The following is a 19,575-nucleotide window of genomic DNA, read 5'->3' as shown; positions in this document are numbered from 1 at the left end:
GCGTCAGCTAAAAAGTTTCAGGAATTCGGAGACATTACGCACCGGTAAAACGGTTAGTGCCTGCTCCTGAAACTTCCTGTCCCTGCTGATGAAAAAATCCATTCTATAATGAATCGCGGTATAATATTGCAGCGCATCTTCAATGTCGTCTATTTGAGAGTTGAGCGCAACATTTACAATCTCATGGTTTGCGTCTATAATCTTGACATCGGAGAGAAATAGCAAGAGCAAATCTTTGGATTTTGCGCTTCCGTAGGATTTTGTTAGCCAGTAGCTTACTATATGCAGGATGGAGGCAGAAATGAAAGCTGTAATTTTCTTTTCCACTACCAAAATCATGACTTTTCGGACGTCTTCATAATCCTTTCTCTTCAAAAGAAAGTCTAGTACGATGTTAGCGTCCAGAAGAACCTTAGCGGCCATATTTCTCGTTACGGGCTTCGTAATATCCTTTCTTGAAGTCATCGTCGCTGCCAATGCCGGAAGGCGTTTCCATGCGATCCATCACTTCCAGAATATTTTCCTTTTGCCCTTCCGACGTGACAATGTTCCTAAAATGTCCTTCAATAATTTGAGATATACTGATCTGCCGCGCTGCCGCGTAACTCTTGATATAGGTCAGGACCGTGTCGTCAATCGTTATATTTAAGCGAGTTTTCATACGATGAATATGCGCATAAATTTTGAATATGCGCATATTTTTCAGGCATTTATTCTCAAAATCAGCTGCGGATCGGGGCATAAGTCCAAATAATAATCGCTGTCCGCAGCATTGTAAACGCCTGGAAAATCTCCTTTATAGTTTCCTATTTCCCGGATAATCTGAAAATGCAAATGCGGAGGCCAGTCGCCGTTTTCGGGGTAAGGGCCAATCGAAGCGAAAGGCTCGTTAGCCGAGATCGTTTTGCCTACTTGCAAACCTTCCAGGGAGCTTAGCGACAGATGTCCGTAAAGTGTGAAGAAAGTGATTCCGCTTATCTCGTGAGAGAGGATAATGGTGGGCCCATAATCTCCATAATGGTCATTGAATGCGAAACTGTGCACGGTGGCCTCTAACGGAGCATGAATCTGCGTACCGGCTTCCGCCCAGATATCGACGCCGAGGTGAATGCTCCGGGGCTTTGCAATATCAGCGGTGAAATGTTTCCGGTGCCGGTAAATGACCCGGTCTTCGCCGTAGCCGCCAATGCCGTTGAACGTGTTTTCAGAAAGCATTTCACCGAAAACGTATTCACCGAAAACGTCGGTTTCGGAAAGATCGCGCGTCAGCAAATCACTATTTCCAGCGGTAAAATCCAGCTTGCGGTAAGGTTTGCCATTCTGCACGATCGCGCAGAATGCCGGGTGGCGACGAAGCAGTTCGGTAAGTTCTGACATTCTTCAAAGGTTAAAAGCAAATCAGGCAAGCCATCACGACTTGCCTGATTCAATATACATCATTTCGGATCAAGTGCCTGCTTGATTCTCTGCGAGACATCCTGCAAATGGTACCGCGTGTTTTTATCGGTGCTTTTCGCAATGGCGGCATTCACTGTTGTTTTCAGGCTTTCCAAATGCGCGCGGGCGATCGACGGTAAATCGGTCTTTTCCAGTTCCACCGAGCGGGTTGAGAAGCCATAGGTAATGCCCACCGGGATCGACTGGACATTTGCCCGGCCGGGTTTCAGTAGTGAAATCAGTTTTTCAGCATAAACTTTTTGCAAATTCCTGCGGTACAAGTCTATCGGCTTGCCTGCTTTCGCCTCCGACCAGATTCCTGCTTCGAGATCCGTGAAAAGATCGTCAAGCGTGTAGTTTTTCACTGAAATACCGGTTTCCATGAGCCGTACAGCACGGTCGCCGGCGAAAAGGGACGTCAATGCAAAATCCTGCAATGCTTTCACGGCCTCCATGCCGGTTTCGGGTTTCACTTTGCTGAGGATATTCTGGTCCAAAAGCCAGGTCGGGGTTTTGAAAAGCTGCGCATTCAAAAAGTCGACGGCTTCTTTCTGGGTCGCTTTCGGAACCGTTGTGAAAGTCGGCCCTTCCATGTCATAGGTAGTAGGCGTGTCGTAAATGCCGCCCACGTTTTTGATCACATGGCCCAGGTAGCGGCGGTATTGCGTTACCACATTGCCGTAAATTTCATCCAGTTCCTTGTAGCTCTCGCCGTCTTCCTTGCTCCATTCGATCAGGTTGGGGAGAATGCGTTTCAGGTTTTTGATGCCGTATTCCGAAGCTTTCATGGCATTATCGCTCAAATCTTCGGTCTGGTACCGCGGGTCGTAAGGACTGATTTCCGTACCGAAATGCAGGCGGTTGTCTTTGTAAGCCTCTTTGGTGAGGGTATTGAGGGTTAATTTTTCCGATTGGGCATCTTTCGCGTCCGGGAAATTGCTGTAACCCCATTGAATGGCCCATTTGTCGTAATCACCAATGCGCGGGAAGAGGTCGGTAATGCCGTCCTCGGGCTGTGCCACGTAATTGAAACGCGCATAATCCATAATAGACGAAGTATGTCCGTGTTCCGCAACCCATACCTTATCGCGCAGCTTTTCCACCGGCGTGGCCGAGCTGGCGCCCATGTTGTGGCGCAGGCCGAGCGTATGACCGATCTCGTGGGAAGACACAAAGCGAACGAGTTGGCCCATCAATTCATCGTCAAACTTCTTGGTACGTGCTTTCGGGTCCACCGCCGCGGCTTGAATAATGTACCAGTTGCGGAGCAGGCGCATCACGTTATGGTACCAACCGATGTGGCTTTCAAGGATTTCGCCACTGCGCGGGTCGTGTACGTTAGGACCGTAAGCATTCTGAATGTCGGCGGCGAAATAGCGGATCACCGAGTAGCGCGCATCTTCCAGACTCATGGTTGTGTCGCCATCCGGCCAGTATTCACCCCGGATGGCGTTTTTCCAGCCTGCTTTTTCAAATGCAACCTGCCAGTCGTCGACGCCGGCTTTGAGGTATTTGCGCCACTTTTCCGGCGTTGCCGGGTCGATGTAATAAATGATCGGCTTTTTAGGCTCGATCAGCTCGCCGTTTTGCTGTTTACGGGCGTCTTCGGCGTTCTTCGGTTCGAGGCGCCATCTGACGGCGAAGACTTCGGTATCGGAACGCTGCGATTCTTCCCCGAAAGTGGCATACTGATTGGCGAAATAACCCACCCGGCTGTCGAAAATGCGTTTTTTCATCGGCGTTTTTGGCAGCAGGATCAGTGAGGAGTTCATTTCAAATGTCACTACTCCCGCATCCAGACCGGAAGGCAGATACTGGCCGACCGATGGCACCGGCATGGGTGTCAGCAATTGAGGCGTCACATTGAATGTCTTGATCGTCCGGATTTCGGTATTGATCGGGTAAGTACTGATTTTGGAAATGAATGAAGCCTCTTTCTTGAATGCGGCAAGTTTCAACAACTGTTTGCTTACAGAACTCAATGAAAACACCTGGTTATCGGCATTGAAGAACTCGGTAACGTCGATCACCGAAGTTTTTGCAGGTTCTTTTTTCACCGCCTTAATATCGAAAACACCAATAATTGGGTCGGAATTGGAGTTTTTGACAGCCTGGAAAATGGGTTTGGTACTGTCGGGACTGGTTACGACCATCGTCACCGACCGGAGCAGGAGGTTGTTATCCATGCCTCTTTCCCAGCGGATCATCTGGCGGTTCACTTCCTCGCCGCCGAAGATCCCACCGCCTGCCGCAGTTTTGGAATAGCGTGTTACCGCCATAATATCGCGGTTCAGGAGTGAATCGGCGATTTCGAAATACCATTTGTCGTCCACCTTGTGAACGGAGATCATACCTTTCTGGCTGATCGCATTGGTACTGTCGATGACGTCTTTGAACGCCTTCGGGCCTTTCTTTTTGTCGTCTTTCAGCTTGTCTTTCACGGCCGATGCCACCGCATCGACAGCCTTGTCGATCTTGACGTCTTCCTGCTTGTCTTTCTTTTTCTTTCGTTGCGCGTGCGCGTCGTGCATATACACGAATGCCAGCGCCGCGAGGAGAAGGTAACGCATTAATCTCATAGAGTTTGGTTTTTGGATAAAGTATTAAGGTGTATTTAAATGAGAGGTTAGGGATTATTTGGCCATCAATTCGGCCAGGACGCCTTCTTTGAGGGCGTATTTCGAAACCTGGATTTGCCGGATGCCGTGCGTTTTGAGCACATAGTCGATCAGGCAAACGGCCACGACGATCATGTCCACACGCAACTCGATCATACCGGGGATCGCCATACGGTTATCGTGGTTGCCGGAGAGAATGAGGGCATATGCGCGGTAAAATTCTTCCAGGGTAATATTGAAATCGGTTTCCGAAGCCGGCGGCCAGTTTCCGGTGCGGTAATGGAAGTCGATATCGACGAGGGTATCGAACGTTCCCGACGAGCCTACCAGCTTTTCAGGGGCATATTGATGCACCGCATTCGCGAGCGGGATCAGGTTTTCGTCGAAATGATTGTAGAGGCCACGGCGATCGGCTTGTGAAAGCGGATCGTTCCGCATGAATTTCTCCATTAATCGCTGCCCGCCGATCTCGAAGCTCTGTTTCCAGAAGATCTGCGAGCGGTTGCCGATGATGAATTCCACGCTCCCGCCGCCAATATCCATAATCAGCGAAGGGCCGTCGCCAATGTCGGCGCCGTGGCGGACGCCTTTATATATGTACTCCGCTTCGCGGTTGCCGTCGATGACAGTTACTTCGATGTTGGTTTTTTCCAAAATTTCGGAGCAGAATGCGTGCCGGTTTTCTGCGTTACGCACCGCGCTGGTGCCGAAAGCGAACGTCTTTTCGGGCATTACTTCAAACGAATCGAGCTTTTCGCGGAAATACGAGAGGACGGCGAGTGCGCGGTCCTGCGCTTCGGGTGTGATAATGCGCTTATTGATGCCGCCCAGACCGATCCTGGCAGGCCTGCTTTCGTGGAAAACGGTCTTGAAATGAGGGCCGTTTGGCTCCGCGATCAGCAGGTGAAATGTGTTGGTGCCTAAATCAATTATTCCCAGTCTGGAACTCATATCGGGCTGTTTAATCTGTTAATGACTTTCGTTTCAATGCAATGGATACAAAAATAAACGAATTTTAACGACTTATTTCTTGATTTTCTGTCGGATATAGTTTTTCTTTGCAGTCCGATTTCAGAAACCAATTCAAAGAACATTAGAAATTATAAGCATGCTTATTATTAACATCAAAGACAACGAATCGATCGACCGCGCTCTTAAGCGTTACAAGAAGAAATTTGAAAGAACAGGTACAATGCGTCAGCTTCGTGCGCGTACGGCTTTCGAAAAACCATCTGTTAAGCGTCGTTTCGAAGTTTTGCGTGCCGTTTACAAAGAGAAGACTTACGGTCATTTGGAAGACTAGTTCTTAACGGAATGGTTCTCTGAAAGACTTCTATAGGATTATTGTATCCATATCATACGAGAGGAGCTGTCTTGAATAAGACGGCTCCTTTTTGTATGTTCGGACTATGATAACGCCGTTTCTGGAATTCCTCCAATTCGAAAAGCGCTCCAGTGCGCATACGATCAAATCGTACCAGACTGATCTCGAACAGTTTCAGAAATACCTCCTTTTCCAATACGAATGCGCCGAGCCCGAAACGGCCAAAGCGCCTATGCTCCGGTCGTGGGTGGTGAGTTTGATGGAAGAAGGGCTCAACCCGTCGTCGATTAACCGGAAAATTGCCGCGCTCCGGACATTCTATGGTTATTTAAGGAAGAAAAAACACATCGACAGCGACCCGACAAAAATCCTGTCGGCCCTGAAAACGCGCAAGAAGCTGCCGGCATTTGTGGAAGAGAAATCCATGGAAATGCTTTTTGAAGAAGGCACATTTACCGATGACTTCGAAGGTCTACGCGACAGGGTGATTATGGAGTTGCTTTACGGCAGCGGTATCCGGCTTTCGGAGCTGGTCGAACTGGAATTGAAAGACCTGAACCTGCCGGCACGCACCATTCGCGTTTTCGGAAAGCGGTCGAAGGAGCGGATCGTGCCAGTCTCAACCTCATTGATACAATTGCTTCAAAAATATACAGAGCAGCGTGCACCGGAGGAAAATACCGATATTTTGCTATTAACTGATTCAAATAAAGCTATTTACCCGGTATTTGTACAGCGAAAGGTAAAGCAATACCTGTCGGCCGTCACTACGCTTGCGCAAAAGAGTCCGCACGTGCTCAGGCACACGTATGCGACGCACCTGCTCAACCGAGGCGCGGACCTGAATGCGATCAAGGAATTGCTGGGCCACGCCAACCTGGCCGCTACCCAGATTTACACGCATAACTCCATCGAAAAGCTTAAAAAATCACATCAACAAGCGCACCCCAAAGCCTGAAACCCATTTTTTAAGGTTATATTTGCCTTCAGTGCAAATTTCAAAATATAATTTCGTCACTCCATTATGAATAATAGTTTCCAGGACGCAGTTGTAACGAAGTATAATATTTTTAATAGCCTGTTTCTGAGTTTACCCTACCGAGGTATATTCCAAACAGGTTCCTTACTTCCGATACTGACTCAGCAAAGTGAGATTGGCTTTCAGGAAGGCAAATCTCCCAAAGAAATCATCGAGCATTTTTTTTCAGAGCTCCTGGAAACGGCTACTCCCAAGGAACGTGCGGATTTGCTTTTTGCATTTATCCAATACATCGAACGCCAGGTAGTACTCTTCGACTCGGTTGAGGATGCGGCTTTTGACGAGACGCACGACCTGACCGGTAAAGGTTCGGTAACTTACCTGACCGAACGCCTGGAAAATGACGATCTCAAAAAGAAACTACTCGCCAAGCTGGAAGATTTCAGCGTGCGCATCGTACTGACGGCCCATCCGACGCAGTTCTATTCCGGCAAGGTACTGGGCATTATCAACGATCTGGAAGATGCGATCAAGGCGAACGATTTTACAGAAGTAAACCAGTTGTTGTTGCAACTTGGGAAAACGGCCTTCATTAACCATGAAAAACCTACGCCGTTCGATGAAGCGGTGAGCCTGTGCTGGTTCCTTGAAAATGTATATTACGACGCCATCCCGTCCATTCTCGAAAAATTGATCAATGGCCTGGGAATGAGCGTGCACGACTGGCCTTACCCGAATGTGTTCCGCCTGGGCTTCTGGCCGGGCGGTGACCGCGACGGTAACCCGTTTGTGAACCCCGAAATTACGTTGAAAGTAGCTGATCGCCTGCGCGAGACACTTTTACGCGGCTACTATCGCGACATTCGCCAATTGAAGCGCCGCCTCACATTCAAAGGTGTCGACGACGCGGTTTCGCTGGCGGAGAAAAAGATGAACAGCACCATTTTCGGGCCGTTCGAAGAAGGGTATGAAAGTGCGCAGGAGCTGATCGACGAGTTGCTCAAAGCACGCGAAGTGCTGGTGAACAAACATCAGGGCCTTTTCGTGGAGCTGCTGGATAATTTTATATTGAAACTCAATCTCTTCGGTTTCTTCTTCGCCAGCCTCGACGTCCGTCAGGACAGCCGTAAGCACGGCAAAGCCTGGGAGGATATTCTGAAAAGACTGGAAAAGAAAATCCCGCTGCTGAAATACAGCGATTACCAAAGCTGGGACGAGGCGAAAAAGATCGATTTGCTGCTTTCGCTGAATATCCCGCTTCGCGATGAGGATTATGAGGATGAACTCACGAAAGACATCCTCGGTTCGATTCGGGCCATTAAAACGATCCAGGAAAAAAATGGCGAAAAAGGTGCGCACCGGTACGTGATCAGTAACAACACTTCCGCATTGAATGTGATGCAAGTGGTTGCGCTGGCCAAAAACCTGATTGCAGACGAGGAAGGCAAGCTCGCGCTCGACGTCGTACCACTTTTTGAAACTGTGGACGACCTGGCCAATGCACCGGATATTATGCGTTCGCTGTATGAAAACGAATTCTATCGCAACCACTTGGCCAACCGCGAGAATCACCAGACAATCATGGTGGGCTTCTCGGATGGTACCAAAGATGGCGGCTATTTGCGCGCCAACTGGTCCATTTACCGCGCCAAGGAGGAATTGACTAAGGTTTCGCGTGAATTCGGCATCAAAGTCACATTCTTCGACGGACGCGGAGGACCTCCTGCACGTGGCGGTGGCAATAACCATAACTTCTATTCATCGCTGGGCAAGGATATCGAGGATAAGGAAATCCAGCTGACCGTTCAGGGACAGACCATCAGTTCCAACTATGGTACCGTTACGACGGCCATGTATAACCTGGAAAGGCTATTTACCGCCGGCCTTGAAAACCACCTTTTCAAAGGTCATCGCGAAGACGAACTGACCGACGCCGACAAGGAATTGATCGAGGAAATGGCTGAAATCGCCTATAATTCCTATCTGGACCTGAAAAACCATCCGATGTTCGTCAAATACCTCGATAAAAAGACGCCGCTGCGTTTTTACGGGCAAACCAACATCGGAAGCCGCCCGACCAAACGTGGTAATGACGACGAAGGCCTGAAATTCGAAGACCTGCGCGCGATTCCGTTCGTAGGCTCGTGGGCGCAGATGAAGCAGAATGTGCCGGGCTTCTACGGTTTCGGAACGGCTATCCGGCATTTGGCAGACGAGAACAAAGTGGAGGAGATCAAAAAGCTTTACCAGAAGTCGCTTTTCTTCCGGACGCTGATCGAAAACTCGATGCAATCGCTTTCCAAGGCATTTTTCCCTGCCACGAAATACCTTCGCGAGGAAGAAGAGTACCGGGAGTTCTGGGACAAAATGTACGAAGAGTTCCTGCTCACACGCGAGCTGCTGCTCGAAGTATCGAGCCAGAAGGAACTACTCGATAGCAATAATGTCACCAAAGTTTCCATCAAAACCCGCGAGCGGATCGTATTGCCGCTGATCACCATTCAGCAATATGCATTGCAAATGCTCGCCGGCGATCCGAAGAGTTTGCCGGTTGATGTGGAGACTTATAACCAGCTGATTATCCGGGCGATGTTCGGGATTATCAATGCGGCGCGGAATTCTGCGTAGTACTTATTCATTCAAATAACAGGGTTGGGCATCTGGTTATGTCCAACCCTTTTTCTTGCCTCGCCGGGTTTGCTAAACTTTTCCCCGCAATTATTAGTAGACGAATTGTTGCACAGGCTTATATTTAATAATACTCAATCTTCCAATCTCTATTTACTTCCACATCATGACACATCAGTCGGATCATCGTGCCTATTTTTTTAAGATAGATACGACTATCAAAAAGATTCGTAATGCCTTGCAAAAGCAGCTGACTGAGGCGGGTTTTGACCTGACGGTCGACCAGTGGGTGCTTATCGACCATATTTTCAGAAAGCAGGGCATCAGCCAGAATGAGCTGGCGGAAATGACTTTCAAAGATCCTCCGACGGTGACGAGGATTATTGATTTGCTGGAAAAAAAGGGGCTGGTCGAGCGTGGCCCTGCCGCGGGCGACCGTCGGAAATTCAACCTTTTCCTGACCAAAAGCGGGGAGGCGATCTATAACCAGGCATTCCCGATTGTCGCCGATATCCGCCGCAAGGGATGGGGAAGTCTCAGCGACTCCGACTACCAGCATTTTGTGCGGATTATGGATTCCATTTACCAAAATTTTACCTGATTTGACAAAATTTTTGCCACGCCATTAAGTGGAAGAATGACAGCTTTTTACGTCGTTCTTCCACTTTTTTTGTGCAGAATTGCGGGCTTATCGGTGCGTTTGGGCGAGCTTCCGGTTAAACCTTTCGGTACCTTTTTGTATCTAAACCATAGAACGGTTCCACAACCAACCGGTTTGAAAGGGCTGTTCCGGTTAATATCAGTTTCATTTTTATCCAGTTTAAGGCCATGAAAAAATTCTTTTTGTTCGGCGCGCTGCTCACTTCATCACTCGCTACCCCTGCATTTTCACAATTCAAATACGAACAGCAAATACCTGTTCCCAAAATAGAGGTGGCGGGTTTCGCCGAAATGGAGGTAGTGCCCGATGAAATTTATTTCAACATTTCGCTCCGGGAATATTTTGAGGACGAGAAAAACCAGAAGGATAAGGTCAATATCTCGACACTCGAAAAGCAATTGATCAAGGCAGTGGCGGATGCCGGTTTGCCGAAGGAAGCATTGTCGATCAGCGGGGTGGGAGGTTATCAGAATTATGTGGACAAGAAGAAAAAGCCTGCAACATTCCTCGAAGCGAAGCAATATGAGTTGAAAGTAGCGAGTGCGGAAAAGCTGGACGTAATTATGTCGAAAGTGGAAAGCCGCGGTGTGCAGTACGCGAACGTTGCCCGCGTCGACCACTCGAAGCGCGAAGAATTCAAGAAGCAGGTAAAAATCGATGCATTGAAAGCTGCGAAAGTGAAAGCGGAATACCTGGTGGCATCGCTGGATGAAAAACTGGGTAAGGTCATCGAAATCAAAGAGTTGGATGAAAACCTGTATTTCCCTCAACCGGTGTTTGCCAAAGCTAATGTACGCGCATTTGCAGCGGAGGCTGCGGATACCGTTCAGGATAGCGATGTGCAGTACCAGAAAATCAAGATCAGCTACCGTATGCAGGCTGCATTTGAAATCAAATAGGCCATTTTGCGTATAAACTTCTCTTTCAGGTGCCCGGTAAATAGTTTGCCGGGCACAATTTTTTCGGTGTGATGCATTCGGATTTGTCAGTCCGACCTTTTGTTGGGAGTATTAGTTTCTTTAAATTGAATATTCAATCTCAAACTAAGTAACTGGAAATCATGAGCATTAACGCAAAACACCTGGCCACATTCATTTTGGGCGCCGCTGCGGGAGTAGCTGCACACAAATACCTTCAGACCGAGGAGGGAGAGAAGCTTCTGGAAGACCTCAAAACAAAGGCTAACAACCTGAAAGCCGAAGCGGAAGGGGCCATCGATAAAGCTCCTGAGTATTTCGAGGAACTTAAATCCAAAGGCGCCGAGACATTGAAAGGCAATTTCCCGGACGCAGAGGCCTTTTTCAAGGATTTGTTTGAAAAATTCAAGGGTACCAAAGGCACGGCTTCCACCGAAACGGACGTAACGCCTACGCCGGACCCTATTTCCTGACGCCAACAGACAATCGATGCCGGAGAATGCTTTTGACGAAGTTTCTCCGGCATTTTTATTGGCCTACCAAACCGTTAATCTGCGCATACTGAATGAGCATGATCGTTTTGGCATCGTTAATTGCGCCGCTGGCAACCATTTGAACAGCCTCTTTAAAGGGAATTTCCATTACCTCGATGTTCTCCTGCTCCGTCGCACAGCCTCCGCCGTCACTTACCTTCATGTCATCGGAATATTCGGCGACGAAGAAATAGAGAATTTCGGTGACGGAGCCGGGCGACATGTATGCCTGAAATATTTTCTTCACAGCGCTCACTTTGTAGCCGGTTTCCTCCTCGGTTTCGCGTTTAATGCATTCTTCCGGATTGTCTTTATCGAGCAGCCCGGCGCATGCTTCGACCATCATGCCTGTCTCATTGCCATTTGTGTAGGTAGGGAGGCGGAATTGCTTGGTAAGCACCACGGTCTCCTTCTCCTTATTGTAAAGTAAAATCACCGCGCCATTCCCGCGGTCGTACGCCTCACGTGCCTGACGCCCCCACGAGCCATCGGCTCGCTGATAATCGAATGTGTACTTGCGGAGGGTGTACCAGTTGCTGGAAAGCACTTCCTCGGACAGGATATTAACACGCGGATTGGCCATTTGACTAAAATTGATTATTTATGATTAATAATGATCAAAATTAATCAAAACTTTTCTGCTGGCAAAAAAGAATGAGCCAATGGTGAATATTTGGCGATCCGGGTTACTTTGCGGTTGTATCTCAACCGACGTTCCATGAAACCTGCATCTTACTGGATTGAAAAGTACCATCTGCTGCCGCACCCGGAAGGCGGATATTATGTCGAAACCTACCGGGCTTCCGAAAGCATTCCGCAAAACGCATTACCTGTTCGTTTCGGAGGCGACAGGGCATTTTCGACCGGCATTTACTTTCTGCTTGAATCGCACAATTTCTCCGCATTCCACCGCATTCAGGCCGATGAAATGTGGCATTTCTACGCCGGGGATGCATTGGAAGTATTTGTATTAGACGAAAAAACGGGAGCGTTGAACATTATCAGACTGGGCAATAATCCCGACAACGGCGAAACATTCCAGGCCGTGGTACCGGCCGGCGCATGGTTTGGTTCGCGCCCCGCGAGTGGAAGCACGTACGCGCTCGTGGGTTGCACGGTAGCGCCCGGGTTCGATTTCTCCGATTTTGAAATGGCTCAGCGGGAGTCATTGTCACAGCTTTATCCGCAACATTCGGAGCTGATTGCCGAGCTAACCTATTGCTGATGAAGCATTTTCCGCGCCTATGCTGATGCGGAGGCCCGTATTTTCAAAACTAATAGCCAATGCTCGTATCGTCCCCGCGCGGGTCGGAGCCGCCTTCAAGTGAGCCGTCGGGCAGGATAAGAATGCAATCCATCCGGCCGATGGAATTGCGCTGCTGTTCGAGGATATAGCCTTTGTCCTGCAACTTTTTAATGGCTTCGGCCGAAAATGCATTGGCCTCGAACGTCGTTTTGTCGGGCAGCCATTGGTGATGGAATTTCAATGCATTCACGGCCTGCTGCATGGTCATGCCGTGTTCCAGTACGTTCAGGATGGTTTGGTAAACCGATGTAATGATCGTAGATCCACCGGGCGTACCGACCACCATCAGCAGCTTTCCATCCTTTTCGATGATCGTGGGCGTCATGGATGAGAGCATTCGCTTGCCCGGCGCGATCGCATTGGCTTTGTTGCCGATGAGGCCGTACATGTTCGGTGCGCCGGCTTTGATACTGAAGTCATCCATTTCATTGTTCATGAAAAAGCCCCCGCCCTTCACCACGACGCGGCTGCCGTAGCCGCCATTCAATGTAGTCGTGACGGAAACGGCATTACCTTCCTTATCGACTACCGAAAAGTGTGTGGTTTCGAGGCTTTCGTAACCTGGCAGCGTGCCGCCCTGGATATTTTTGCTGTCGGTAGCCTTGTCCCAGGAGAAATCGCTCCAACGTTTTTGCAGGTAATCTTTGCTGATCAGATCGTTTACCGGCACTTTCACGAAATCGGGGTCGCCGAGAAATTTGGCCCGGTCGGCGTACACGCGGCGCTCCGCCTCAATCATCACCTGAATCGTCGAATCGCTGTGCCAGCCCCATTTGCGAAGCGGGTGTTGCTCGGTGAGGCGCATGAGTTGCAGTAATGCGACACCCCCGCTGGACGGCGGTGCCATGGTGATCACTTTATAGCCTTTGTAGCCCTCGGTAATGGTTTCACGCCATTGTGCGTGGTAATCGGCGAGGTCCTGCTTGCTGATAATGCCTTCGTCGTTTTTGTTAATATCCTTTACGAGTTGCTTGGCTACCTTTCCGGCATAAAAGCCGTCCCGTCCCTTCTTTTGAACCCGTTTCAACACTTTTGAAAGGTCTTTCTGAACAAGCAGGTCGCCCGCGGCCCAGTCTTTACCGGTCGGGTTCAGGAAATACGATGAACCGGGATTTACAGCCAACAAATCGCTTTTGATCGAATTGAGGCTACGTGCCTCGCGTTCGGTCAATACCACGCCATTTTTGGCGATATCGATCGCGGGTTGCAGCACCTGTTTCCAGGCCAGTTTACCATATTTCGCGTGCGCCTGAGCCATACCGTCCACAGACCCCGGCACGCCCGATGCCAACCGGCCCAATGTGCTGGATTTGGGAATGATATTGCCGTCCTTGTCGAGGTACATATCGGCGTGACCTTTGCCGGGCGCCTTTTCCCGGAAATCGATACTGTAACTTTTGCCATCCTTATCCCGCAAAACAAGGAATCCGCCGCCGCCGATATTACCTGCCGAAGGATGCACCACCGCCAGTGCAAATTGTACGGCCACTGCGGCGTCCACCGCATTACCTCCCGCTTTCAGAATATCCACGCCTACTTGCGATGCCACCGGATGCGCGGAGGCGACCATACCGTTTTGCGCGATGACGCCTTTGCGGTCGCTGAAAAACGGTTTCTGATTGGGATCGTCGGAAAGAAACTGGTAGAAGCCGGTAGATTCCTGAACAGGTTTCTGGGCATAGGAAATGCCGGACAACGAGCCGGCAAGCAGCATTAGCGTAAAACGTAATTTCATATAGGAGTGTCAGGTTAATGTTGTAATTTATTAAATCGAACCCTTTTTCTTACCTTTTGTACCAATTTATTTCGATGCATTGGGGCGATGCGCTAACTTTTGAATTCAAATTGTCCGTAACGTCATGATGAAGTTTTTACGACAGGTCTGGGAGAGTTTCCGTTTTGCCTGGGGAGCCCTCAAAACCAATGTTACCCGCACCATCCTATCGCTACTCGGCGTTACGGTCGGCATATTCGCCATCGTTGCCGTGTTCACCGTCGTGGATTCGCTGGAAAAGAGTATCCGCGACAGCCTGAGCTTCATCGGCGACAAAGTGATTTATGTACAAAAATGGCCCTGGGGCTTCGGTGGCGAATACCAGTGGTGGAAATACTTCCAGTGGCCGGAGCCCAACTATTCGGAATACAAATACCTTTACGATAATATGGAAAGCGCCAGTGCCGTGGCGGTCATGGATTTCAGGGGCAACACCGTCCTTAAAAACGGTTCAAACAGTATTAATGCGCTCATTCAGGGCGTGTCTTTTGAATACAACCTCATTTCCGACATTCCTGTACAGAACGGCCGCTATTTTATCCCGCTGGAAACCAACAATGCGCGGAATGTAGCCATTGTCGGCGCGGACATTGCCGAATCACTTTTCCCGGGCCAGGATCCGGTCGGAAAACCGTTCAAACTATCCGGCCACAAGTTTACCATCATCGGCGTTCGGGAGAAAAAGGGTGAAAGCCTGGTCGATTTTGGTGGCAGTCCGGATAAAATATGTCTCATCCCGTTCGCATCGTTTTCCAAACTGTTCCAATCGGGCCGGCGTAATGCTGATATTGTCGTGAAAGGCTTCCCGGAGGACGAGGGCATGAGGGAAGTGGAGGCGGAGATAGTTGGGTTAATGCGCACCAAGCGGGGTATCAAGCCGCGCGACGGCAATAATTTCTCCCTCAACAGGCCCGAAGCGGCGGCCGTAGCAATTTCCGGATTGTTCGCGGTACTGACGATTGCGGGCTGGGTAATCGGCAGCTTTTCGATCCTTGTCGGAGGTTTTGGGATTGCCAATATCATGTTCGTTTCGGTAAAAGAAAGGACAAACCTGATCGGCATCCAGAAATCGCTGGGGGCCAAAAACTATTCGATATTGTTCCAATTCCTTTTCGAAGCGGTGATGCTGAGCCTGGTAGGAGGGCTTGTTGGGATATTCCTGGTTTATCTGCTCACATTCCTGAAACTCGGTTCGATGGAAATCCTGCTGCTGCCGCGCAATGTGCTTTTAGGGCTCGGCGTGTCGAGTATTATCGGCGTACTTTCCGGCATTGTGCCCGCGATGCTCGCGGCGCGAATGGACCCGGTGATCGCCATTCGTGCAAAATAATAACTAGGAAAAATCAAACCGTTTTGCGAAGTTCGCTTCTATCACCATCACACTGATCGACTGTTATGCGTAAATGGGTCATTTTCGCCGTATTTCTGGCTATCGTATTCGGGATTCTATATTATATCACTTTTGGATATTACAGTGAAGGAAAGCGGGGAGGATATGTGACGAGGCTCAGTAACAGGGGCTATTTGTTCAAAACCTATGAAGGCGAGCTGCGAATGGGTGGCCTGTTCGAAGGCGACGGAACGATGAATTCCTCACAATGGGTGTTTTCGGTAAGTGGCAAGAACAAAGACGCTATTTCAAAACTCGAAGAGGCGATCAAAAACGGCCACCGGGTTTCATTAACTTACGAGGAGAAGTTTTTCAAATTACCCTGGAACGGCGATACCAAGTTTTTCGTCACCGACGTGGAAGTGCTCGGGCCGACGAAAGCGGTAACTCCTCCGCCATCCACAGTACCCGCACCGACGGAAATTGATACGACCAAGACTTTATAACCAAAAGCCGGAGCTACCCTCCGGCTTTTTTGGCTTTATAGCTTTTGCTGGTCAGCCAGGCAATGACCTTGTCGCGGTGATCGCCCTGGATCTGGACTTCGCCGTCCTTTACCGTACCGCCGCTGCCGCAGAGGCCTTTCAGCTGCTTACCGAGCGTTTCCAGGTCCGCAACGGTTCCGATAAACCCTTTCACGACGGTAATCACCTTGCCGCCGCCTTTGCGATCGAGCCAGATGCGGAGGTCCTGCTGCTGCGGGGCCAGGGTTTCGGCCTCATCTTCCTGGTCGTTGTATTCAAACTCCGGATTGGTGGAATACACAATGCCAGAGCGGTTTTTCTTTGACATATTTTCAAATGTTATGGGAAATCAGACAATCACATTCAGGCTTCCCGGCTTTATTTTCACTTCGATTCGCGTCGTATCCAGTTGCAGCGGTTCGCCGTCGTAATGGATCATGGGCGGCGTGTCGGTTTCTACTATTGCCTGCGTAGCGCGTTGGTAATCGATGTAGGTAGATTGTTTCAATTGCTTGGTAAACAATCCGTACGCCAGCGCGGTGCCATACCATTGTGGGAAGGGGCTAATTGTACACACATCGAGCTGGCCATCCTGCAAATCGGCTTTCGGGGCTACCCATGCATTATTACCAAACTGCCCTGCATTGGCAAATGAAAGCGAGAATGCCTGCTTTTCCACTCCGTTGAGCCGGAACGACTGCGGTTTATAGGACCAATATGCCCTGAACGATACATTCACATAAGTAAGCAACCCCCGCGCTTTTTGCTGGCTGAACAAATGCCCCACGTAAGCGTCAAAGCCCATTCCGGCCGTGCAGAAGAAAGGTATACCATTCAATTCGGCGCTGTCGATCGTCATAGGTTGCCCTTCGAAGAGCCGTTTCAGGGCCGCGTCCAATGTCAGCGGAAGACCCAGGTGCCTCGCGAGTCCATTACCGGAACCAAGCGGCAGGATACCGATCGGGATATTGGTACCTACAAGTGGCTTGGCGATCTCGTTCACTGTACCATCGCCGCCGACAGCCACGATGGCCTTCCATTTCTCCGCGTGCATGTGCTCGCGCACGAGCTCGGTCGCGTGTGCGCGCTCCTCCGTGAAGAGGATTTGGGCATGACCGGCATTTTTGTTTGCCACGGAATGGATTCGCTCGCGTACCGCCGCACTGTTCTTGCCGATCGAGGTGCCCGAATTGGGATTCAGTATAAATAAATAAGGATGGGTCACTGGTCAGGCAAAAAATAGGAACAGAATGAGAAGAAAAACAATGATGAACAGGTAATACAAACCATCCACAAAAGGATATTTCTGACGGTCGATTTTCTTGAAAATGCTTTCGAACTTGGCCATACCTGCTGGATCAATGATAATTCGGCAATGCGCCTTTTCCCGGCGCCGATCTTTCCGTTATATTTAGAATCGTCAATTGCATTACAAAAATCCATAAAAAATATGAGAAACTGGCTTTTTACCCTCATTCTGATCGGCGGTGCTTTCATGGCAAAGGCGCAGTCGGCGAGCGACAAGGACGAGATACTGGGCATCCTGAAACGGCAGGAGGCGGATTGGAACAAAGGGGATATTCAGTCGTTCATGAATGGTTACTGGGAATCCGATTCACTGATGTTTGTCGGCAAAGCGGGCATTACTTACGGTTACAAGCCTACTTACGAGGGTTATCTCAAACGCTATCCCGACCGTGCGACGATGGGTACATTGAAATTCAGCTTTCTCAATTTCTCATTTCCCGGTCGTGACGTTGCTTTTGTAGTCGGGAAATTTCATTTGACACGACCTGAAAAAGGCGATCTCGAAGGGCATTATACGCTTTTGTTCAAAAAGATCAAAGGCAAATGGCTGATCGTTTGCGACCACACCAGCGGATAATGAAAGAGCCGGACTGAGAAGCCCGGCTCTTTCATTATGTATTTTGAGGATATTATACTTTTTTGAATTTCAATACGACGTCAATGGCCGGTGATCCTGGAATAACCGCAGCGTCGTCAACCGCAACTTCCAAATCTGATCCATTCAGTGTGTATTTGAAAGACTTAGTATTATTCGAACTGTCCTTCAATATCAAATTGCCATCCTTAACCTCCCATTTAGCTCCACTAATGGGGATAACTGAATTGATGAGCGTCACAGCAGTTGGGCAATCTGCAGTTGTAATGTTATAGTCAGCCTTAAAAGTCAATTTTAAGCTGTATAAACACGGGACGGCGGTCACAGGGTCAAGAGGCAGCGTAGATCCGGGAGCTGCTGCAACGGCAGTAAGTTGCCATGTCGCTACGATGGGATCGGTGCTTGTCGGCGGAGTAGGTTCATCTTTGTCGTCCTTACAAGCAAAAACAACTGAAAGAATCATCAGCATGGCTAGCAAGGAGGTCTTGCTGAGGGTGTAGGCTTTTTTCATAGTTGAGAACTTAGATAGTTAAGATCAATAGAGTTTGATTCGCGTTAGTTTTAACGATCAAACTTAGTGAAAAATGCCTTTTGCCGGGAAGTTTTATGACTTAGCGGAATTTTTTGGGGTTTGAATGGTACTCCGGAGAAAAAGCCCGATCAAATCGGCTGCCGCTTCTTCGGGCAGCTTTTCGCCGGTTCGTACCGCTTCGTCGGCGGAGGCAATGTGCTGCCTTACCAGATCATTTTCATAAAACTGATCTTCCAATGATTGCCGGATCTGTTCGTGGAGCCATTCTGTTCTTTGAAACTGTCTGTTTTGTTGTAAAAATCCGCTTTCAGAAGTTCGCGCATGGAAATCTGAGATCAGTTTCCAGATCGGCTCCATTCCAACACCTTCCAACGCCGAACAGGCGACAACCTGGACCGGTACCCGGGAAGCGGTTTCAGGAAAAAGGTGCAAGGCCTGGCGATATTCCGAAACGGCTTTCGCAACCGCGCCTTCATTGCCGCTATCGGCCTTGTTGACAGCCACGGCATCGACCATTTCCATAATGCCCTTTTTAATACCCTGCAATTCATCGCCCGCGCCTGCGAGCATGAGGAGCAGGAAAAAATCGGTCATACCCTTCACAAGCGTTTCCGACTGGCCTACACCAACCGTTTCAACCAATATAATATCATAACCCGCCGCCTCGCACAGCAGGATTGCCTCGCGCGTATGCCGCGCGACGCCCCCGAGCGAGAGGTTCGTAGGCGAGGGGCGGATGTACGCACGCGGGTCGCGCGCGAGCTTCTCCATCCGTGTTTTATCACCTAATATGCTTCCGCCCGATTGTTTGCTGCTCGGGTCGACTGCCAGCACGGCTACCCGCTTGCCCAGCGCAGTAAGGTAAGTGCCAAATGCTTCGATGAATGTGCTTTTCCCTACGCCGGGCACGCCGGTAATGCCAATGCGGATCGATTTGCCGGCATGCGGCAGGATATTTTGCAGGATTTGCGAAGCCAGTTTCCGGTCGTCGGCCAGGCTGCTTTCGATGATCGTGATCGCGCGGCTAAGCGTAGTGCGGTCGCCCGCGAGGACGCCCCTGGCATATGTTTCAACAGACAGTCGCTGGCGCATTGGGTGAATATTTTTAC

At 49.5% G+C, this 19,575-nt stretch carries 21 protein-coding genes; 10 read left to right on the top strand and 11 right to left on the bottom strand.

What is annotated here, in order from left to right; genetic code table 11:
* Nucleotides 1-3: 3 nt before the first annotated feature.
* From BMW93_RS12290 to BMW93_RS12270, 5 genes are all read right to left on the bottom strand, one after another.
* Nucleotides 4-423 carry a PIN domain-containing protein gene (locus BMW93_RS12290; RefSeq protein ID WP_177194073.1) on the bottom strand — a complete coding sequence of 140 codons (420 nt, stop codon included), beginning with the start codon at nucleotides 421-423 and terminating at the stop codon, nucleotides 4-6.
* Nucleotides 413-661: a DUF6364 family protein gene (locus BMW93_RS12285; RefSeq protein WP_143061643.1), complete on the bottom strand. Its 249-nt coding sequence runs from the start codon at nucleotides 659-661 to the stop codon at nucleotides 413-415. Before BMW93_RS12285 ends, BMW93_RS12290 begins: the two co-directional genes overlap by 11 nt.
* Before the next feature lie 41 nt (nucleotides 662-702).
* Nucleotides 703-1,377, bottom strand: a complete 675-nt coding sequence (locus BMW93_RS12280; protein ID WP_090375899.1) for a peptidoglycan DD-metalloendopeptidase family protein — start codon at nucleotides 1,375-1,377, stop codon at nucleotides 703-705.
* Nucleotides 1,378-1,436: 59 nt separating this feature from the next.
* Nucleotides 1,437-4,007: a zinc-dependent metalloprotease gene (locus BMW93_RS12275; RefSeq protein WP_229240390.1), complete on the bottom strand. Its 2,571-nt coding sequence runs from the start codon at nucleotides 4,005-4,007 to the stop codon at nucleotides 1,437-1,439.
* A 63-nt stretch (nucleotides 4,008-4,070) separates the two neighbouring features.
* Nucleotides 4,071-5,006, bottom strand: a complete 936-nt coding sequence (locus BMW93_RS12270; RefSeq protein WP_090375893.1) for a phosphatase — start codon at nucleotides 5,004-5,006, stop codon at nucleotides 4,071-4,073.
* 157 nt (nucleotides 5,007-5,163) lie between these two features.
* Between BMW93_RS12270 and rpsU the strand changes: the two genes are divergently transcribed.
* The 6 genes from rpsU (at nucleotide 5,164) to BMW93_RS12240 (ending at nucleotide 11,037) form a co-directional block, all read left to right on the top strand.
* Entirely contained in the window at nucleotides 5,164-5,358 is a 195-nt protein-coding gene (rpsU, locus tag BMW93_RS12265; protein WP_090154901.1) for a 30S ribosomal protein S21, read from the top strand.
* A gap of 106 nt (nucleotides 5,359-5,464) precedes the next feature.
* Complete coding sequence (locus tag BMW93_RS12260) at nucleotides 5,465-6,337, top strand: tyrosine-type recombinase/integrase (RefSeq protein WP_090375890.1); 873 nt, start codon at nucleotides 5,465-5,467, stop codon at nucleotides 6,335-6,337.
* Between the two features lie 66 nt (nucleotides 6,338-6,403).
* Nucleotides 6,404-8,986 (top strand): phosphoenolpyruvate carboxylase, encoded by a 2,583-nt coding sequence (locus BMW93_RS12255; protein WP_090375888.1) that lies wholly within the window; start codon nucleotides 6,404-6,406, stop codon nucleotides 8,984-8,986.
* A 166-nt stretch (nucleotides 8,987-9,152) separates the two neighbouring features.
* Nucleotides 9,153-9,587, top strand: coding sequence for a MarR family winged helix-turn-helix transcriptional regulator (locus tag BMW93_RS12250; RefSeq protein WP_090375885.1), 435 nt, complete (start codon nucleotides 9,153-9,155; stop codon nucleotides 9,585-9,587).
* Between the two features lie 227 nt (nucleotides 9,588-9,814).
* A complete protein-coding gene (locus BMW93_RS12245; RefSeq protein ID WP_090375882.1) occupies nucleotides 9,815-10,546 on the top strand; it encodes an SIMPL domain-containing protein in 732 nt (243 codons plus the stop codon).
* A 161-nt stretch (nucleotides 10,547-10,707) separates the two neighbouring features.
* Nucleotides 10,708-11,037 carry a YtxH domain-containing protein gene (locus BMW93_RS12240; RefSeq protein WP_090375880.1) on the top strand — a complete coding sequence of 110 codons (330 nt, stop codon included), beginning with the start codon at nucleotides 10,708-10,710 and terminating at the stop codon, nucleotides 11,035-11,037.
* A gap of 55 nt (nucleotides 11,038-11,092) precedes the next feature.
* Here the strand turns inward: BMW93_RS12240 and nudK are convergent, their stop codons facing one another.
* Nucleotides 11,093-11,680, bottom strand: a complete 588-nt coding sequence (nudK, locus tag BMW93_RS12235) for a GDP-mannose pyrophosphatase NudK (RefSeq protein ID WP_090375877.1) — start codon at nucleotides 11,678-11,680, stop codon at nucleotides 11,093-11,095.
* Nucleotides 11,681-11,815: 135 nt separating this feature from the next.
* On the opposite strand from nudK, the gene BMW93_RS12230 reads away from it, so the two are divergent.
* Nucleotides 11,816-12,322, top strand: a complete 507-nt coding sequence (locus tag BMW93_RS12230) for a cupin domain-containing protein (protein ID WP_090375875.1) — start codon at nucleotides 11,816-11,818, stop codon at nucleotides 12,320-12,322.
* A 49-nt stretch (nucleotides 12,323-12,371) separates the two neighbouring features.
* Here the strand turns inward: BMW93_RS12230 and ggt are convergent, their stop codons facing one another.
* The gene (gene ggt / locus BMW93_RS12225) at nucleotides 12,372-14,138 is read right to left on the bottom strand and encodes a gamma-glutamyltransferase (protein ID WP_090375872.1); all 1,767 of its coding nucleotides are present in this window, start codon (nucleotides 14,136-14,138) and stop codon (nucleotides 12,372-12,374) included.
* A 124-nt stretch (nucleotides 14,139-14,262) separates the two neighbouring features.
* Between ggt and BMW93_RS12220 the strand changes: the two genes are divergently transcribed.
* Both BMW93_RS12220 and BMW93_RS12215 read left to right on the top strand, forming a co-directional pair.
* A complete protein-coding gene (locus BMW93_RS12220) occupies nucleotides 14,263-15,507 on the top strand; it encodes an ABC transporter permease (protein ID WP_090375869.1) in 1,245 nt (414 codons plus the stop codon).
* A gap of 65 nt (nucleotides 15,508-15,572) precedes the next feature.
* The gene (locus BMW93_RS12215; protein WP_090375866.1) at nucleotides 15,573-16,013 is read left to right on the top strand and encodes a hypothetical protein; all 441 of its coding nucleotides are present in this window, start codon (nucleotides 15,573-15,575) and stop codon (nucleotides 16,011-16,013) included.
* Between the two features lie 13 nt (nucleotides 16,014-16,026).
* Here the strand turns inward: BMW93_RS12215 and BMW93_RS12210 are convergent, their stop codons facing one another.
* Both BMW93_RS12210 and BMW93_RS12205 read right to left on the bottom strand, forming a co-directional pair.
* Nucleotides 16,027-16,359, bottom strand: a complete 333-nt coding sequence (locus tag BMW93_RS12210) for a translation initiation factor (protein ID WP_090375865.1) — start codon at nucleotides 16,357-16,359, stop codon at nucleotides 16,027-16,029.
* A 21-nt stretch (nucleotides 16,360-16,380) separates the two neighbouring features.
* Nucleotides 16,381-17,256, bottom strand: a complete 876-nt coding sequence (locus BMW93_RS12205) for a diacylglycerol kinase family protein (protein WP_090375862.1) — start codon at nucleotides 17,254-17,256, stop codon at nucleotides 16,381-16,383.
* A 225-nt stretch (nucleotides 17,257-17,481) separates the two neighbouring features.
* Here BMW93_RS12205 and BMW93_RS12200 point away from each other — a divergent pair, with 225 nt between their 5' ends.
* On the top strand, nucleotides 17,482-17,916 hold the full coding sequence (locus tag BMW93_RS12200; protein ID WP_090375859.1) for a DUF4440 domain-containing protein: 435 nt from the start codon (nucleotides 17,482-17,484) through the stop codon (nucleotides 17,914-17,916).
* 52 nt (nucleotides 17,917-17,968) lie between these two features.
* Here BMW93_RS12200 and BMW93_RS12195 read toward each other — a convergent pair whose 3' ends face one another.
* Both BMW93_RS12195 and meaB read right to left on the bottom strand, forming a co-directional pair.
* Complete coding sequence (locus tag BMW93_RS12195; protein ID WP_090375857.1) at nucleotides 17,969-18,445, bottom strand: lipocalin family protein; 477 nt, start codon at nucleotides 18,443-18,445, stop codon at nucleotides 17,969-17,971.
* Nucleotides 18,446-18,538: 93 nt separating this feature from the next.
* Nucleotides 18,539-19,558: a methylmalonyl Co-A mutase-associated GTPase MeaB gene (meaB, locus tag BMW93_RS12190; protein ID WP_090375854.1), complete on the bottom strand. Its 1,020-nt coding sequence runs from the start codon at nucleotides 19,556-19,558 to the stop codon at nucleotides 18,539-18,541.
* Nucleotides 19,559-19,575: the final 17 nt, after the last annotated feature.

It is taken from the genome of Dyadobacter sp. SG02 (assembly GCF_900109045.1).
GTDB lineage: Bacteria > Bacteroidota > Bacteroidia > Cytophagales > Spirosomataceae > Dyadobacter.
The sequence above is the reverse complement of the archived record's forward strand: the minus strand, read 5'-3'. Positions and strand labels throughout refer to the sequence as shown.

Coding starts and splice junctions, on each gene's coding strand:
- BMW93_RS12220 (WP_090375869.1), top strand. CDS start 14,263: ATGATGAAGTTTTTACGACAGGTCTGGGAGAGTTTCCGTTTTGCCTGG.
- BMW93_RS12210 (WP_090375865.1), bottom strand. CDS start 16,359: ATGTCAAAGAAAAACCGCTCTGGCATTGTGTATTCCACCAATCCGGAG.
- BMW93_RS12275 (WP_229240390.1), bottom strand. CDS start 4,007: ATGCGTTACCTTCTCCTCGCGGCGCTGGCATTCGTGTATATGCACGAC.
- nudK (WP_090375877.1), bottom strand. CDS start 11,680: ATGGCCAATCCGCGTGTTAATATCCTGTCCGAGGAAGTGCTTTCCAGC.
- BMW93_RS12230 (WP_090375875.1), top strand. CDS start 11,816: ATGAAACCTGCATCTTACTGGATTGAAAAGTACCATCTGCTGCCGCAC.
- BMW93_RS12245 (WP_090375882.1), top strand. CDS start 9,815: ATGAAAAAATTCTTTTTGTTCGGCGCGCTGCTCACTTCATCACTCGCT.
- BMW93_RS12260 (WP_090375890.1), top strand. CDS start 5,465: ATGATAACGCCGTTTCTGGAATTCCTCCAATTCGAAAAGCGCTCCAGT.
- BMW93_RS12280 (WP_090375899.1), bottom strand. CDS start 1,377: ATGTCAGAACTTACCGAACTGCTTCGTCGCCACCCGGCATTCTGCGCG.
- BMW93_RS12240 (WP_090375880.1), top strand. CDS start 10,708: ATGAGCATTAACGCAAAACACCTGGCCACATTCATTTTGGGCGCCGCT.
- ggt (WP_090375872.1), bottom strand. CDS start 14,138: ATGAAATTACGTTTTACGCTAATGCTGCTTGCCGGCTCGTTGTCCGGC.
- BMW93_RS12215 (WP_090375866.1), top strand. CDS start 15,573: ATGCGTAAATGGGTCATTTTCGCCGTATTTCTGGCTATCGTATTCGGG.
- rpsU (WP_090154901.1), top strand. CDS start 5,164: ATGCTTATTATTAACATCAAAGACAACGAATCGATCGACCGCGCTCTT.
- meaB (WP_090375854.1), bottom strand. CDS start 19,558: ATGCGCCAGCGACTGTCTGTTGAAACATATGCCAGGGGCGTCCTCGCG.
- BMW93_RS12200 (WP_090375859.1), top strand. CDS start 17,482: ATGAGAAACTGGCTTTTTACCCTCATTCTGATCGGCGGTGCTTTCATG.
- BMW93_RS12270 (WP_090375893.1), bottom strand. CDS start 5,006: ATGAGTTCCAGACTGGGAATAATTGATTTAGGCACCAACACATTTCAC.
- BMW93_RS12285 (WP_143061643.1), bottom strand. CDS start 661: ATGAAAACTCGCTTAAATATAACGATTGACGACACGGTCCTGACCTAT.
- BMW93_RS12290 (WP_177194073.1), bottom strand. CDS start 423: ATGGCCGCTAAGGTTCTTCTGGACGCTAACATCGTACTAGACTTTCTT.
- BMW93_RS12195 (WP_090375857.1), bottom strand. CDS start 18,445: ATGAAAAAAGCCTACACCCTCAGCAAGACCTCCTTGCTAGCCATGCTG.
- BMW93_RS12255 (WP_090375888.1), top strand. CDS start 6,404: ATGAATAATAGTTTCCAGGACGCAGTTGTAACGAAGTATAATATTTTT.
- BMW93_RS12250 (WP_090375885.1), top strand. CDS start 9,153: ATGACACATCAGTCGGATCATCGTGCCTATTTTTTTAAGATAGATACG.